The sequence below is a fragment of the Streptomyces sp. NPDC006339 genome (assembly GCF_040612775.1).
GTDB lineage: Bacteria > Actinomycetota > Actinomycetes > Streptomycetales > Streptomycetaceae > Streptomyces.
In genome coordinates, this window is the sequence record NZ_JBEXQW010000015.1 from 21,261 (window position 1) to 36,308 (window position 15,048).

Here is a 15,048-nt window from a genome sequence, read left to right on the forward strand (position 1 = left end):
TCATGACCGATATGACGACCCCGCGGAACGCCCGTCGCCCCCACCACTGGCGGCACGACCTGATCGAGCTCGCCGCCCTGTTCACCGCCGTGGCGGTGGCCGACACGATCGCCAAGACCGTCGCCAAGGGCCCCGACGGCCCCTATCTGCTGGTGTTCTCGGCGATCGCGCTGGTGGCCACCGCCGCCTTCCACACGTGGTGGGCCCGCCGCCACAGTCATGCGCCGCCCGTCGACGATCCCGGCGGCAGCGGGAAGACCCCGCTGCCGCCGGCCGTCGTTCCCGACGCGGACCCCACCCCCGTGGGGGACAGCGCCGGGACGGCTCTGTGGCGGATGCGGACCACGGTCCGCGACACCCCGGGCAGCCTGGCGGCGCTGTGCACGGTGCTCGCCCGCCACGGCGTCGACATCCTGACCCTGCAGACCCATCCGCTGGCCGAGGGCACCGTCGACGAGTTCCTGCTGCGCACCCCCGCCGGGCTGCAGACGAGCACGCTCACGCGCGCGGTCGCCGCCGCCGGCGGCACCGACACCTGGACCGAGCGGGCCGACGCCCACGACCTCGTCGACACGCCGACCCGGGTGCTGGGGCTCGCGACCCGTACCGCGCTCGACGCGGCCGAACTGCCCCTCGCCCTGCGCCGGCTGCTCGGCCGGTGCACCCTCCACTCCGTGCCGCCGGTCTCCCTCACCGGCCGCCCCACCGGTGAACCGGCGCCGGTGGAAGGCGTCCTGGAGGAGACGGTGATGCGGCTGCGCGACCCGAACGGCGGCACCCTCGTCGTCGAGCGTCCCTATCTTCCGTTCACTCCGACCGAGTTCGCCCGGGCCCGCGCCCTGGTGGAACTCGACGCCCGGCTCGGTCCGCGCGTGCCGCGCCGGCGGGACGTGCTCACCCTGCCCGAGGGCAACGAGATCACCGTCCGCCGCGCCGACCAGCGCGACCTGGCCGCCGCGCGGGCCATGCACGACCGCTGCTCCTCACGCACCCTGGGGCTGCGCTACCACGGCCCCGTCGGCGACGCCGACCGCTATCTCGACCATCTCCTCAGCCCCCGCTACGGCCGCACCCTCGCCGTGCAGACGGCCTCCGGGAAGGTCGTCGCCCTCGGCCATCTGCTGTGGGACGGCGACGAGACCGAGGTCGCCCTCCTGGTGGAGGACGACTGGCAGCGGCGCGGCATCGGCTCCGAGCTCCTCGGCCGGCTGGTGGCGCTGGCCGAGGAGGCCGGCTGCGACAGCGTGTACGCGGTGACCCAGTCGTCCAACACCGGCATGGTGGCGGCCATGCGGGGGCTGAACCTGCCCCTCGACTACCAGATCGAGGAAGGCACCCTGGTCATCACCGCCCGGCTGCGCGACGCCCACGCGCACCGGGGCGCGGACACCGCCACGGGCTCGGACGCGGCTACGCCTGCGCGACCCGCTCCGGGCGCGGAGCCGCGGCGGGCCCGGCACTGAGCGCCTGGGTCAGGTCCCGCCACAGGTCCTCGACGTCCTCCAGGCCCACCGACATCCGCAGCAGCCGGTCGCTGATCCCGCCGGAGCGCCGGTCCGAGGCGTCCACGATGCGGTGGCTGATCGAGGCCGGGTGCTGGATGAGGGTGTCGACGCTGCCGAGGCTCACCGCCGGCGTGATGAGCCGGACGCCGGCGATCACGTCGTGCGGGTCCCCGTAGACCTCGAAGGAGATCATCGCGCCGCCGATCCGCGGATAGTGCACGCGCGCGATCCGCGGGTCGACGGCGAGGCGGCGGACCAGTTCGGCCGCGGTCGCCGACGCCGCCCGCACCCGTACCGGGAGCGTGGAGAGACCGCGCAGCAGCAGATAGCCGGCCAGCGGATGCAGCACCCCACCGGTCGCGAACCGCACCTGACGGAGCCCGCGGGCGAACTCCTCGTCACAGGCGACGACCCCGCCCATCACGTCGCCGTGGCCGCCGAGGTACTTGGTCGCGCTGTGCAGCACGATCCGCGCACCGAGCTCGGCGGGCCGCTGGAGCACCGGGGTGGCGAAGGTGTTGTCGACGAGCAGCGGCACCGAGCCGCAGGAGTGGGCGAGCGCCCGGATGTCGACCTCGGCGAGGGTGGGATTGGCGGGCGACTCCACCATGACCAGACCGGTGTCGGGACGGATCGCGTCCGCGACGCCGGCCGGGTAGGCCCAGGTGACCTCGGTGCCGAGCAGTCCGGCGTTCAGCAGGTGGTCGCTGCACCCGTACAGCGGCCGGACCGCCACCACGTGCCGCAGCCCCTGGCTCGCCCGGCTGAGCAGGACGGCGCTGAGCGCCGCCATGCCGCTGGCGAAGGCCACCGCGGAGTCGGTGCCCTCCAGGCGGGCCAGGGCCGTCTCGAAGCGCCCGGTGGTGGGGTTGTCGAGACGGGCGTAGACCGGCGGACCGTCCGGGCGGGCCCCGGTCGTGGCGAACTCGTCGATCCGGGCGGCCTCCGCCCGGATGTCGTACGAGGGGTAGGTGGTGGACAGGTCGAGCGGCGGGGCGTGCAGGCCCAGCTCGGCGAGGTCGTCACGGCCGGCGTGCACGGCTTCGGTGGCCAGCGCCCGGGTGCGGGCGGCGGAGGCGTCGGAGGCGAAGGCGTCCATGGAGGTGTCCATGGGGCGCACTGTGAACGAATACCGGGCCGTAGCGGGAAACCGCCGTGCTACGTTCGGCCAATGGCCGATTCTGTCGTACTGGACGCGGTCGATCTGCACATTCTTCGCCTCTTGCAGAACGACGCCCGGTCCACCTACCGCGAGCTCGCCGCCGAGGTCGGGGTGGCTCCGTCCACCTGTCTCGACCGGGTGGCCCGTCTCCGCCGCACCGGAGTGATCCTCGGACACCGGCTACAGCTAAATCCGGCCAAACTCGGCCGGGGCCTGGAGGCGCTGCTGCTCGTCCAGGTCCGGCCGCACCGGCGGGAGCTCATCGGACCCTTCGTGGAGCGGATCCGCGCCCTGCCGGAGTCCCGGGCCCTGTTCCATCTCACCGGACCCGACGACTACTTGGTGCACGTGGCCGTCGCGGACCCCGCCGACCTGCAACGACTGGTCCTCGACGAGTTCACCTCGCGCCGCGAGGTGGCACGGGTGGAGACCCGGTTGATCTTCCAGCAGTGGGAGTGCGGCCCCCTGCTCCCGCCCACGCCGAGCGCTCATTTGTCAGCCGACTGAGATCGGTTGAGAGCCGTCGAGGATGACGCGGGCACCGTGCGCGGGCCAGGATGAGACCCATGCCAGAGTCTTCCAGCACCGCACTTCCCCGCCAGGTCGCCGACGACTACGTCGACGCGCTCATCGAACTCGACCCGGTCACCGGTACGTTCCTGGGAGTCCGGGAGAGCGCGAGCCGTCTGCCCGACTTCTCGCCCGCCGGTCAGGAGGCCATGGCCGGCCTCGCCCGGCGCACCCTCGTCCTCCTCGACGAGGCCGAGCGGCAGCCGGGGGCGAAGGACGAGGCGGAGCGGCGCTGTGCCCGGCTGCTGCGGGAGCGGCTGACCGCCCAGCTCCTCGTGCACGAGGCGGACGAGGGCCTGTGCGCGGTGAGCAACCTCCGCTCCCCCGCGCACAGCGTGCGGCTCTCCTTCACCATGCTGCCCACCGCGACCGCGGCGGACTGGACGGCGGTGGCCGCGCGGCTGCGCGCGGTCCCGGCGGCTCTGGAGGGTTACCGGGCCGCGCTCGCGCTCGGTCTGGAGCGGGGCATGCGGGGCGGCCCCCGGGCCACGGCCACCTTCGTCGGCCAGCTCACGGAGTGGGCGGTCGCGGGCGGCGAGGGCCCCGACGGCACGGCCCGCGGCTGGTTCGAGGGCTTCGCCCGCGGCGTCGAGGACGCGGCCGGGGCGGAGGTCCCCGAGGAGCTGCGGACGGAGCTGGCGGCGGCGGGCGCGGGCGCCGACCGGGCCGTGGTGGAGCTGCGGGACTGGATGCGGGACGTGTACGCCCCGGCGGTGGCGGACGCCCCCGACACGGTGGGCCGCGAGCGCTACCGCCGCTGGTCGCGCTTCTTCAACGGCACCGACCTGGACCTCGACCAAGCGTACGCGTACGGCTGGTCCGAATACCACCGGCTCCTGGGCGAGATGCGGCGGGAGGCCGAGCGGATCCTGCCGGGTGCCGGGCCGTGGGAGGCGCTGGCGCACCTGGACGAGCACGGCACGCACATCGAGGGCGTGGACGAGGTGCGGGACTGGCTCCAGCGGCTGATGGACGAGGCGATCACGTCGCTGGACGGCACGCACTTCGAACTCGCCGAGCGGGTCCGGCGGGTGGAGTCCCGGATCGCCCCGCCCGGCGGCGCCGCCGCCCCGTACTACACCGGCCCGTCGGAGGACTTCTCGCGCCCCGGCCGCACCTGGCTGCCGGTCGACGGGCAGACCCGTTTCCCCGTGTACGACCTGGTGTCGACCTGGTACCACGAGGGCGTGCCGGGCCATCACCTGCAGATCGCGCAGTGGGTGCACGTGGCCGACCGGCTCTCCCGCTACCAGGCGACGATCGGCAAGGTCAGCGCCAACACCGAGGGCTGGGCGCTGTACGCGGAGCGGCTGATGGACGAGCTGGGCTTCCTCGGCGACCCGGAGCGGCGGCTCGGCTATCTGGACGGCCAGATGATGCGGGCCTGCCGGGTCATCGTCGACATCGGCATGCACCTGGGACTCGAGATCCCGGCGGACTCGCCGTTCCACCCCGGCGAGCGGTGGACGCCGGAACTGGCGCAGGAGTTCTTCCAGCGGCACAGCAGCCGCCCGCCGGCCTTCGTGGAGAGCGAGATGACCCGCTATCTCTCCGTCCCCGGCCAGGCGATCGGCTACAAGCTGGGCGAACGGGCGTGGCTGCTCGGCCGGGAGAAGGCGCGGGCCGCCCACGGCGACGCCTTCGACGCGAAGGCGTGGCACATGGCGGCGCTGTCCCTGGGGCCGCTGGGGCTCGACGACCTGGTGGACGAGATCTCGCGGCTCTGAGGGGCGGATTCCGCTTCGGTCCGCATCGTGGGAAAGCCCGGGAGAACTTGAACTCCCGGGCTTTTCCCTGCAAGGTCACGCCCATGACCAGCGGATACACCCCGGACGCCACGGACTGGCGGATCATCGAGGCCCTCCAGGAGCAGGGCCGGGCCAGCTTCGCCGAGCTCGCGCGGGCGGTGTCGATGTCGGCCTCGGCCGTCACCGAGCGGGTGCGCCGCCTGGAGGAGGCCGGGGTGATCGCCGGCTACACGGCCGTCATCGACCAGGAGCGGCTGGGGCTGCCGATCCTGGCCTTCGTCCGGCTGCGGTATCCGCACGGCAACTACAAGCCCTTCCACGACCTGGTCGCCACCACTCCGGAGGTGCTCGAGGCGCACCATGTCACCGGTGACGACTGCTTCGTCATGAAGGTCGCCGCCCGGTCCATGAAGCACCTGGAGCAGATCTCCGGGAAGGTCGGCGCGCTCGGTCCGGTCACCACCAGCGTGGTGTACTCCTCGCCGCTCCCCCGGCGCCCGATCAGCCGCTGAGCGCCTCTCCTCCGGTACGGAGCCGGACCGCGGAGCCGTGCCGCGCCTTGACGACCTCCAACTGGGCCGGGATGCGGCGGCGCAGGTCGCCGACGTGGCTGACGATGCCGACGCTGCGGTCGCGCTCGCGCAGCGAGTCGAGGACGTCCAGGACCTCGTCGAGGGTCTGGTCGTCGAGGCTGCCGAAGCCCTCGTCGATGAAGAGGGTGTCGAGGCGGACGCCGCCGGCCTCGTCGGTGACGACGTCGGCGAGGCCGAGGGCGAGGGCGAGCGAGGCGAAGAAGGTCTCGCCGCCGGAGAGGGTCGCGGTGTCCCGCTCGTTGCCCGTCCACGCGTCGACGACGTGCAGGCCGAGTCCGGCGCGGCGGCCGCCGCTGCGGGCGTCGGAGTGGACGAGCGTGTAGCGCCCCGAGGACATGCGCTGGAGGCGGGCGGTGGCCGCGGCTGCGACCTGTTCGAGGCGGGCGGCGAGCACGTACGACTCCAGGCGCATCTTGCGCTCGTTCTCCGCGGAGGTGCCGGCGGTGAGGCCGGCGAGCCGCGCCACCCGCTCGTACTGCTCGCGGAGCGGGCCGAGCCGGCGGACCTCGGTGTCGACCTGCCGGGAGAGCCGGTCCAGCGCGGCGGCCCGTTCCCGTACGGCGGCGAGCGCGGTGTCGGCCTCGCGCAGGGCCCGCTCGGCGGCGGTGTGCGCGGCCTCGGCGGCGGCGGGGTCGGCGGGCGGGAGCGCGGCGGCGGCCGCCGTGGCGGCCTCGGCGAGGCGGTCGGCGACGGCGGCGGCCTCGGCCTGCCAGGCGTCGACGCGGTGCTGGAGCTCGCGGCGCGCGGTCTCGTCGAGGAGCGCGGCGGCGGCCTCGGCGGGCGTGTCGAAGCCGGCCCTGAAGGCGGCGTCGGCGAGCCGGTCGTCCGCCTCCTTCAGCCCGCGCGCGGCGAGTTCGGCGTCCCGCACGGTCTCGGCGGCCTCGGTCAGCAGGGCGATCCGCCGCTCCAGGAGCGTGGCGTGCGCGGCGACGCTGCCGGACTCGCCGCGTGAGCCGGCCAGTTCCGCCTCCAGGGCGGCCTGCTCCTGCTCCAGCGTCTCCCGTCGCGACGTCCGTCCCGCCACCCGCCGCTCGGCCTCCCGCTGCGCGGCCACCCGCTCCTCGTACTCCCGCTCGGCCCGCGCCAACACCTCCCGCGCGGCGTGCGTCCCCGCGGCGAGCGCGTGAGCCTCGGCGTGCTCGCGGGCCAACGTGTCGACCTGCTGGGCGAGTTCGGCGACGGTGGGCTCGGCGACGGGCCCGTCCGCGACGTCGGCGGTCACCTGGGCGGCGCCCGCCAGGACTTCCTGGCGGGCGGCCTCGTGGGCCTCGGCGGTGGCGGCGACGGTGGTCTCGGCGTGGGTGCGGGTCTCGTCGGCGCGGGTGTAGGCGGCGTAGGCGGCGTCCTCGGCGGCGCGGTCGACGTGGTCGGCGGTGGTGCGGGCCGGGGCCGGGTGGTCGGCGGAGCCGCAGACCTGGCAGGGGGCGCCGGGCCGGAGGGCGGCGGCGAGTTCGGCCGCGATGCCGCGCAGGCGGCGGGACTTGACGTCGAGCCAGTGCTCGTGGGCCTCGTTGCGGCGCTCGCGGGCGGCGGTGAGCCGCTCCCGGGCGGTGGCGAGGTCGGCGGCCAGCTCGTCGCGGCGGCGGGCGGCGGCGAGCCGGCGACGGGCCGGTTCGAGGCGTCCGGCGAGCTGTTCGGCGCGGGCGGTGGCCTCCTGGGCGGCCTCGACGCGCTGCTGGAGCGCGGCCCGGTGCGGTTCCCAGCCGGCCAGCCAGGCGGTGGCGTCGAGGAGGAACTCCTCGTCGGCGCGGGCCTCGCGGTCGAGGGCGGCGCGCTCAGCGGCGATCTCGGCGCTGCGCCGCTCGGCCCGGCGGGCGGCCTCCAGGCCGCCGAGTTCCTCGCGGAGGCGGCGCTCCACGGCGGAGAGGTGTTCGGCGCCGGCCTCGGCGAGGTCGGGCGGCAGGACCGCCCGGGCACGGTCGCGGGCGGCGGTCGCGGTGCGGTGGGCGCGCTCGGCGTGCTCGCGCAGGCCCAGCGCGGGGGCGACCCGGTCGGCCTTGAGGGAGCGGTCCAGGGCCGTCTGCCACTGGTCGCGCAGCGGGCGCCGGGCGGTCAGCTCCTCCTGGCGGCGCAGGGCGTCGGCGTGCCGGGCCTGCCGGTCGGCGAGCTCGCGCTCGGCGTCGAGCGTGGCGCGGGCGGCCGCCTGCCGCCGCTCGGCGGCGACCAGCCGGAGGTGGGCGATGTCGAGGGCTTCGCGGGCGTCGGCGCGGGCGAGGGCGGCGCGGGTCTGGACGGCCTCGGCGAGCCCGGGCTCGCCGGGGCGCTGGTCGACGGGTGCGGCGCCGGAGGTGGTCGGCCCGGCGGCCTGGGCCATCCGGTGGGCGAGGGCGAGGAGCCGCTCGTCGCCCTCGCGGACTTGGCGTTCGGCGGCCTTGCGCAGCTCGGCGAGGCGGTCCTCGACGGCCGCGAAGCGGCGGGTGTCGAAGAGCCGGCCGAGGAGCTTGCCGCGGGCCTCGGCGTCGGCGCGCAGGAAGCGGGCGAAGTCGCCCTGGGGCAGCAGCACGACCTGGCAGAACTGGTCGCGGCTCATGCCGAGGAGCTGGGTGATCTCCTCGCCGATCTCCTGGTGGGAGCGGCTGAGCGCCCGCCATTCGCCGGTCTCGGTGTCGTACTCGCGCAGCCGGCTCTGGGCCTTCTCCGTGGTGAAGCCGCCGCCGCGCTTCTTGGGGCGCTGCTGGGCGGGGCGGCGGGTGATCTCCAGGCGCCGCTCGCCCACGGTGAGGTCGAGGGTGACCTCGGTGTACGTGCCGGGGACGGCGTGGTCGCTGCGCAGGGTGGTGCCGGGGCTCTGACGGGCGCCGGGGACGGCCCCGTAGAGGGCGAAGCAGACGGCGTCGAGGACGGAGGTCTTGCCGGCGCCGGTGGGGCCGTGGAGCAGGAAGAGGCCGGCCGACGACAGGGCGTCGAAGTCGATCTCCTGGGTGGCGCCGAAGGGCCCGAACGCGGTGATCGACAGGCGGTGGAGCCTCACCGTCCGCTCACCTCGCGCTCGGCGGCGTCCACCCGCACGTCGTCGAAGGCGCCGTACAGGACCGTGCGCTCGGCGTGGTCGGGTCCGGTGCCGCCGCGGACATGGGCCACGAAGTCCTCCGCGATCTGCTGATCGCTGCGGTCCCGGAGCCGGGTGGCGTAGGAGACGAGCGGGTCGTCGCCGGTGCGCTCGGGCTCGAAGACCAGGTTGAGGGTGTGCGGGAAGCGTTCGGTGAGCCGGGCCATGGGGTCGGCGGGCCGGACCGGGTCGGTGAGGGTGGCCTCGACCCACGCGTCCTCGTGGCGAGCGAGGGCGGGGTCGGCGAGCAGGTCGTCGAGCCGGCCGCGGATCCGGGCCAGCGGCCGGGGCACGGGGCAGTCGATCCGCTCGGCGGAGTCGAGGGCGCCGTCGGCTCCGAGCTCGATCAGCCACATGGACTTGCGGTGGTCGGCCTCGGAGAAGGAGTAGGCGAGGGGCGAGCCGGAGTAGCGGATCCGGGGGGTGACGGTCTGGCTGCCGTGGAGGTGGCCGAGGGCCACGTAGTCGACGCCGTCGAAGACCCCCGCGGGCACGGCGGCGACACCGCCGACGGTGATGTCCCGCTCGCTGTCGCTGGCTTCGCCGCCGGCGACGAAGGCGTGGGCGAGGACGACGGAGCGGGTGCCGGCGGGGCGGGTGGCGAGGTCGGCGCGGACGCGGTCCATGGCGGCGGCGAGCACGGCCTCGTGCCCGGCCTTCTCTGCGCCGAACCTCTCGCGCACCAGGGCCGGTTCGAGGTAGGGCAGGCCGTAGAGGGCGACGTCGCCGTGGGCGTCGGCGAGGACGACGGGGGTGCCGACCCCGGCCGGGTCGGTGCGCAGATGGATGCCGGCGCGCTCGATGAGACCCGCGGCGACGCCGAGCCGGCGGGCCGAGTCGTGGTTGCCGGAGATCATGACCGTGGGCACACCGGCGTCGGCGAGCCGGTGCAGGGCGGTGTCGAAGAGCTCGACGGCGGCGAGCGGCGGCACGGCCCGGTCGTAGACGTCGCCGGCCACCAGGACCGCGTCCACCTCCCGCTCGCGCACCGTCGCCACCAGGTGGTCGAGGAACGCGGCCTGGGCGTCGAGCAGCGCGACCCGGTGGAACGAGCGTCCCAGGTGCCAGTCCGACGTGTGCAGAAGCCTCATGATCCCTGAGGGTACCGGTGGGGTACGACAACGCCGGTGACCGTACGGGCCGGCTCAGCCATCCCCGTACGCCTCCCCGCCCAGCTCGAAGGTCGCCTCGCCGGCGGTGGCGTCGGCGAGCCAGGCCGTGAAGTCCGTCACGTCGGCGTCGGGGAGCCCGATCTCGATGGTGACGGCGGCCCCGTAGGTGACCTCGCGCACGGCGCGGCCGGTGGCCCGCAGGTCGTTCTGGAGCTTGCCGGCCCGCTGGTGGTCGACGGTGAGGGTGGCGAGCCGGTAGCGGCGGCGGGTGACGGTGCCGAGGGTGTCGAGCGCCTCGCCGACCACGCCGCCGTACGCGCGGATGAGGCCGCCCGCGCCGAGTTTCACGCCGCCGTAGTAGCGGGTGACGACGGCGGCGACGTAGCGCATCTCACGGCGCAGGAGCATCTGGAGCATGGGGACGCCCGCGGTGCCGCCGGGCTCGCCGTCGTCGGACGCCTTCTGGACGGAGGCGTCGGCCCCGACGACGTACGCGAAGCAGTTGTGGGTGGCGGTCGGGTGGGCGCGGCGGACGCGCGCGACGAACGCCTGCGCCTCCTCCTCGGTGGCGACGGGCGCGAGCGCGCAGAGGAAGCGCGAGCGGTTGATCTCGGTCTCGTGGACGCCCTCGGCGGCGAGCGTCAGGTACTGCTCCTGCATCACGCCAGCCTATGCGCCCGCGCGCCGCGCCCCGTACGGGACGGGATCGGGGACGGATCGGGGGCGGGGCGGGAAGGACCGGGGGCCGTGGGTCGTTCATCCCAGGGAACAGTCGATTCACGAAGGGCAGCGTCAGATGAGCGTGGAGACCAGGGCCGCCGAGGCCGAGTCGGAGACCGTCCGCCGGATCCTCACGGAGAGCGGCGACACATGGGCGATCGTGGGGCTCTCCAACAACCGGGCGCGGGCGGCCCACGGGGTCGCGGCCATCCTCCAGCGCTTCGGCAAGAAGATCGTGCCGGTGCACCCGAAGGCGGAGACGGTGCACGGGGAGCAGGGGTACGCGTCGCTGGCGGACATCCCGTTCCCCGTCGACGTGGTCGACGTGTTCGTCAACAGCGGCCTCGCGGGGGCCGTCGCGGACGAGGCGGTCGCGATCGGCGCCAAGGCGGTGTGGTTCCAGCTCGACGTGATCGACACCGAGGCGTACGCGCGCACCCGCGAGGCCGGTGTGGACATGGTCATGGACCGCTGCCCGGCCATCGAGATACCGAAGCTCGGCTGAGCCGGCCTACGGAGTCAGGCGGAAGCCGCCGATCCGGTGGTCGGCTCCGGGCCGGGCGAGGGCCCCGGCGCCGTCGGCCGTCATGCCTCGCCCCCCAGGCCCTCCAGGACGACGGCGCCGGGGAGCTCGGCGAACGCCTTGCCCGGCAGGATGAGCTTGCCGCGCCGGCGTCCGCTGCCGACGAGGACCCACTCGGTGTCGACGACGGTGGCGTCGACGAGGACCGGCCAGCCCTCGGGCAGGCCGAGGGGCGTGATGCCGCCGTATTCCATGCCGGTGTCTCCGGTCGCGGTCTCGATCGGGGCGAAGCGCACCTTGCGGGAGCCCAGCTCGCGGCGGACGACACCGTTGACGTCGACGCGGGTGCCGGAGCGGACGACGCAGGCGGCGAGGGTGGTGGTCTCGCCGCGCCGGCCGGCGACGATCACGCAGTTCGCCGACTCGTCGAGCAACCGCTGTCCGTAGTGCTCGACGAAGACGGCGGTGTCGGCGATGGCCGGGTCGGTGTCCACGTAGAGGATCCGGTCCGCCGGCACGCTTCCGCTCCAGGCCCGCACGGCGGCGGCGACGGGTGCGGTGAGCAGGTCGAGGCAGTCGGGGGCGGGCCGGGCGTCGTCGAAGTCTCCGATGGGTGCGCGCATGCGAGTCACGCTAACAAGCGGGCTGCCGGGGAGGGTTGACCGTCTCAGCGTACGGGCCGGGCGGGGCGCCGGGCCGGCCGGTTCAGCGTGCGGGCGGGACGGAGACCGCCATCGTCATCTCCACCGGCTCGTCACCCTCGTTGCGGTAGGCGTGCGGCACGTTGCTCTCGAAGACGGCGGAGGTGCCGGCCGGGACGGTGTGCTCCTCGCCCTCGACGACGAGGGTGAGCGTCCCGGAGACGACGTGGAGCAGTTCGGTGGTCCCGTCGGGATGCGGGTCCGAGGCGCTGCCGTCGCCGGGCATGAGGGTCCAGTGCCACAGCTCCAGGGGGCCGCGTGCCTCGGTGCCGGCGAGGAGCGTGGTGTGGCTGCCGGTGGAGGTGGACCACATGCGGACGGCCTGCTCCGGCGGGACGAGGCGGACCTGGGGGCCCTGGTCGTAGTCGAGGAGGGTGGTGATCGAGACGCCGAGCGCGTCGGCGAGCTTGACCGTGGTGCCGACGCTGGGATTGGTGCGGGCCTGTTCGATCTGGATGATCATGCCGCGGCTGACCCCGGCCCGGGCGGCGAGCGCGTCCAGCGTGAAGCCGCGTTCGTTGCGCCAGCGCTTCAGGTTGCGGGCGAGCGACTGGGTGAGCTGATCGAGGTCCGACACTTTCCGTCCAATATTTTGAATGACAGAGTTCAACAGGCTGTACTACCGTGTGGTGCACCCGATTGTTCACTGCACTGTACTGCGAGGCCCTCCCCATGACGGCACTGACGGCGTTGTTCGCCCTGGCCACCAGTCTCCTCTGGGGCCTCGCCGACTTCGGCGGCGGGCTGCTCACGCGCCGTTTCCCGGCCCTGACCGTGGTCGTGGTCTCGCAGGCGATCGCCGTCGTCGTCCTCGGCACCCTCGTGCTGGCCACCGGCGCCCTCGGCGAGGCCGGCCCCCGGCTCTGGTACGCGGTCGCGGCCGGCGCCGTCGGCCCCGCGGCGATGCTCGCCTTCTACAAGGCCCTCGCGCTCGGCCCGATGGGCGTGGTCTCCCCGCTCGGCTCCCTCGGCGTCGTCGTCCCGGTCGGCGTCGGCCTGCTCCTGGGCGACCGGCCGGGACTGCTCCAGTTCGCCGGGATCGTGGTGGCGATCGCGGGCGTGGTCCTGGCGGGCGGCCCGGAGCTGCGGGGCGCGCCGGTGCAGCGGCAGGCAGTGCTGCTCACCCTGGTCGCCGCCTTCGGATTCGGCGCCGTGATGGCCCTGATCGCGGAGGCGTCCACGACGCTGACCGGCCTCTTCCTCGCCCTGTTCGTGCAGCGCGTGACCAATGTGGCCGTGGGCGGCGGCGCCCTGTGGCTCTCCGTCCGACGCGGCGGGCGGGCGCTGCCGGAGGGCGGCGGCGGTCTGCGGGCGGTCGCGGCGGCGGTGCCGGCCCTGGCCTTCGTCGGCCTCGCGGACGTCGCCGCCAACGGCACGTACGCGCTCGCCGCCCAGCGCGGCCCGGTGACGATCGCCGCGGTCCTCGCCAGCCTCTACCCGGTGGTGACGGCCCTGGCGGCCCGCGGGGTGCTCAAGGAACGCCTGCGGTCGGTGCAGGCGGCGGGCGCGGGGCTCGCGTTGGTGGGCACGGTCCTGCTGGCCACGGGCTGACCGCAGGCACCGGCCGCTTGACCGCCCGCGCGTCCGCGCCCTTCTGCACGCCACGGGCCGACCGCAGGCACCCCGCGCGCGTAGGGACCGTTCCGCTCGGCCGCCCGCGCGTCCGCGCCCTCAGGCCGTCGGCTCCGACAGCTTCCCCTGCTCCCCCGCCCTCGCCCTCGCCCGCTCGGCCGGCCCGTCAAGCATCCCGGGCTTCCCGGGCTTCCCGAGCTGTTCGAGCCGCTCCAGCGTCTCGAGTTCCTCGGCGTCGAGCCCGGCCAGCGCGGCGAGCTGCTCGGGGGTGATGCCGTCCGGGATCGGCTGGGGCGCGGGCGTACGCAGGGGCGGTTGCCAGCCCCGCTCCGGGTCGTAGGAGCGGACCACCTTCGCGGGCGCGCCCGCCACCACGGCGTGGTCGGGCACCTCACCACGTACGACGGCCCCGGCGGCCACCACGACGTTCCGGCCGAGCCGGGCGCCGGGCAGGATCACCGCGCCGGTGCCGAGCCAGCAGCCCGGTCCGATGACGACCGGCGCCGAGCGCGGCCACTGCCGACCGACGGGGACGTCCGGGTCGTCGTAACTGTGGTTGGTGGAGGTGATGTAGACGTACGGGCCGCAGTAGGTGTCCGAGCCGATGGTGATCGGCGCGTCCGCGATGACGTGGCTGCCCCGGCCGAGGACGACCCCGTCGCCGAGGGTCAGCACGGTGTCCGCCCCGAGGTCGAGGTCGGGCAGCATGCCGGCGGTGAGCGTGACCTGTTCGGCGATGATGCAGCACGCGCCGATCTCGATCCACGGCTCGCCGAAGACGGTGCCCTGGGGAAAGGCGAGCCGGGTGCCCTCGCCGATCCCGCGGAAGCGCAGCCGCCCCGGGTGCTCGGCGGTCACGGCGCCCGCCTGCTGGATCCGGCGCCAGCCGCTCTGCAGGGCGCGGGCGACGACACGGCGCCGCCAGGCGGTCAGCGATGAGAACGTGTTTCTGTTCCGGGGCACCCGGACACCGTAGTCGGCGGTGTCATGGCTGATCAGTGCGATGCCCTGTGATGTCCGTCATGGGGCCGGACTAGTGTTCCGCCCGAGGCGCGACCGATGATCCGAGCGAGCAGGAGCGAGAACATGGCAGAGGTGCCGGAGGTGGCCGGGATGTCCGGGACGGCCGGGGTGCCGGGGGCGGCCGGGGTGCCCGGGGCCTTGATCAGGGGCGTGGGCGGCAAGGAGCCGAAGGTCGATCCGACGGCCTTCACGGCGCCGACCTCGGTGGTCCTCGGCGAGGTGACGCTCGGGCCGCGCGCCAGCGTCTGGTACCACGCGGTGCTGCGGGCGGACTGCGGGCCGATCGAGATCGGCGAGGACGCCAACGTCCAGGACAACTGCACGGTCCACGTCGACCCGGGCTTCCCGGTGTCGATCGGGGCGCGCGTGACGGTCGGCCACAACGCGACCGTCCACGGCTGTGTGATCGAGGACGACGTGCTGGTCGGCATGGGCGCCACGATCCTCAACGGCGCCCGGATCGGCGCCGGTTCGCTGGTGGCCGCCCAGGCCCTCGTCCCGCAGGGCATGGAGGTGCCGCCGGGCTCCCTGGTCGCGGGCGTGCCCGCGAAGGTGCGGCGTCCGCTGACCGAGGAGGAGCAGGCGGGCATCCGCCTCAACGCCGAGATGTATCTGCACCTGGCGAAGGGCCACGCGGAGGCGTTCGGGGAGTAGGCCGGGGGCGCGTGCCCGCGGCCTCGGCCGCCGCCGCGCCCGACTCCCGCCCGGGGCCCGGCGACCGGGCGGCCCCCTCGGCCGCCCCGCCCGACGGGCCCCGGGCGGCCCACTCG

At 74.8% G+C, this 15,048-nt stretch carries 14 protein-coding genes; 7 read left to right on the top strand and 7 right to left on the bottom strand.

Annotated features, from left to right (window positions below; genetic code table 11):
- The first annotated feature begins 2 nt into the window (after window positions 1-2).
- Window positions 3-1,463, top strand: coding sequence for a GNAT family N-acetyltransferase (locus ABZ135_RS14340; RefSeq protein WP_356695377.1), 1,461 nt, complete (start codon window positions 3-5; stop codon window positions 1,461-1,463).
- On the opposite strand, the gene ABZ135_RS14345 is transcribed toward ABZ135_RS14340, so the two are convergent.
- Window positions 1,411-2,616, bottom strand: coding sequence for a PLP-dependent transferase (locus ABZ135_RS14345; RefSeq protein ID WP_356695379.1), 1,206 nt, complete (start codon window positions 2,614-2,616; stop codon window positions 1,411-1,413). The genes ABZ135_RS14340 and ABZ135_RS14345 overlap by 53 nt on opposite strands.
- 60 nt (window positions 2,617-2,676) lie before the next feature.
- Between ABZ135_RS14345 and ABZ135_RS14350 the strand changes: the two genes are divergently transcribed.
- From ABZ135_RS14350 to ABZ135_RS14360, 3 genes are all read left to right on the top strand, one after another.
- Entirely contained in the window at window positions 2,677-3,174 is a 498-nt protein-coding gene (locus ABZ135_RS14350) for an Lrp/AsnC family transcriptional regulator (protein ID WP_356695381.1), read from the top strand.
- A gap of 59 nt (window positions 3,175-3,233) precedes the next feature.
- On the top strand, window positions 3,234-4,964 hold the full coding sequence (locus tag ABZ135_RS14355) for a DUF885 domain-containing protein (protein WP_356695383.1): 1,731 nt from the start codon (window positions 3,234-3,236) through the stop codon (window positions 4,962-4,964).
- Window positions 4,965-5,047: 83 nt separating this feature from the next.
- Complete coding sequence (locus tag ABZ135_RS14360; protein ID WP_356695385.1) at window positions 5,048-5,497, top strand: Lrp/AsnC family transcriptional regulator; 450 nt, start codon at window positions 5,048-5,050, stop codon at window positions 5,495-5,497.
- Here the strand turns inward: ABZ135_RS14360 and ABZ135_RS14365 are convergent.
- Genes ABZ135_RS14365 through ABZ135_RS14375 form a run of 3 tightly spaced genes read right to left on the bottom strand, consistent with a single transcriptional unit; the run spans window position 5,487 to window position 10,399 of the window.
- The gene (locus ABZ135_RS14365) at window positions 5,487-8,549 is read right to left on the bottom strand and encodes an SMC family ATPase (RefSeq protein WP_356695387.1); all 3,063 of its coding nucleotides are present in this window, start codon (window positions 8,547-8,549) and stop codon (window positions 5,487-5,489) included. The two genes, ABZ135_RS14360 and ABZ135_RS14365, sit on opposite strands and share 11 nt — an antisense overlap.
- The gene (locus ABZ135_RS14370; RefSeq protein ID WP_356695389.1) at window positions 8,546-9,718 is read right to left on the bottom strand and encodes an exonuclease SbcCD subunit D; all 1,173 of its coding nucleotides are present in this window, start codon (window positions 9,716-9,718) and stop codon (window positions 8,546-8,548) included. The genes ABZ135_RS14365 and ABZ135_RS14370 overlap by 4 nt, the downstream gene beginning before the upstream one ends.
- A gap of 54 nt (window positions 9,719-9,772) precedes the next feature.
- Window positions 9,773-10,399, bottom strand: a complete 627-nt coding sequence (locus ABZ135_RS14375) for a YigZ family protein (RefSeq protein WP_356695391.1) — start codon at window positions 10,397-10,399, stop codon at window positions 9,773-9,775.
- A 136-nt stretch (window positions 10,400-10,535) separates the two neighbouring features.
- Between ABZ135_RS14375 and ABZ135_RS14380 the strand changes: the two genes are divergently transcribed.
- On the top strand, window positions 10,536-10,964 hold the full coding sequence (locus ABZ135_RS14380; protein ID WP_356695393.1) for a CoA-binding protein: 429 nt from the start codon (window positions 10,536-10,538) through the stop codon (window positions 10,962-10,964).
- Between the two features lie 80 nt (window positions 10,965-11,044).
- On the opposite strand, the gene ABZ135_RS14385 is transcribed toward ABZ135_RS14380, so the two are convergent.
- Together ABZ135_RS14385 and ABZ135_RS14390 are read right to left on the bottom strand one after the other, a co-directional pair.
- Entirely contained in the window at window positions 11,045-11,605 is a 561-nt protein-coding gene (locus ABZ135_RS14385; RefSeq protein WP_356695395.1) for a YbaK/EbsC family protein, read from the bottom strand.
- 82 nt (window positions 11,606-11,687) lie between these two features.
- Window positions 11,688-12,260, bottom strand: a complete 573-nt coding sequence (locus ABZ135_RS14390; protein WP_356695397.1) for an XRE family transcriptional regulator — start codon at window positions 12,258-12,260, stop codon at window positions 11,688-11,690.
- A gap of 104 nt (window positions 12,261-12,364) precedes the next feature.
- On the opposite strand from ABZ135_RS14390, the gene ABZ135_RS14395 reads away from it, so the two are divergent.
- Entirely contained in the window at window positions 12,365-13,234 is an 870-nt protein-coding gene (locus ABZ135_RS14395) for a DMT family transporter (protein WP_356695649.1), read from the top strand.
- Between the two features lie 120 nt (window positions 13,235-13,354).
- Here ABZ135_RS14395 and ABZ135_RS14400 read toward each other — a convergent pair whose 3' ends face one another.
- Window positions 13,355-14,218 carry an acyltransferase gene (locus tag ABZ135_RS14400; RefSeq protein WP_356695399.1) on the bottom strand — a complete coding sequence of 288 codons (864 nt, stop codon included), beginning with the start codon at window positions 14,216-14,218 and terminating at the stop codon, window positions 13,355-13,357.
- 150 nt (window positions 14,219-14,368) lie between these two features.
- Between ABZ135_RS14400 and ABZ135_RS14405 the strand changes: the two genes are divergently transcribed.
- Window positions 14,369-14,932, top strand: a complete 564-nt coding sequence (locus ABZ135_RS14405) for a gamma carbonic anhydrase family protein (RefSeq protein ID WP_356695651.1) — start codon at window positions 14,369-14,371, stop codon at window positions 14,930-14,932.
- Window positions 14,933-15,048 lie beyond the last annotated feature (116 nt).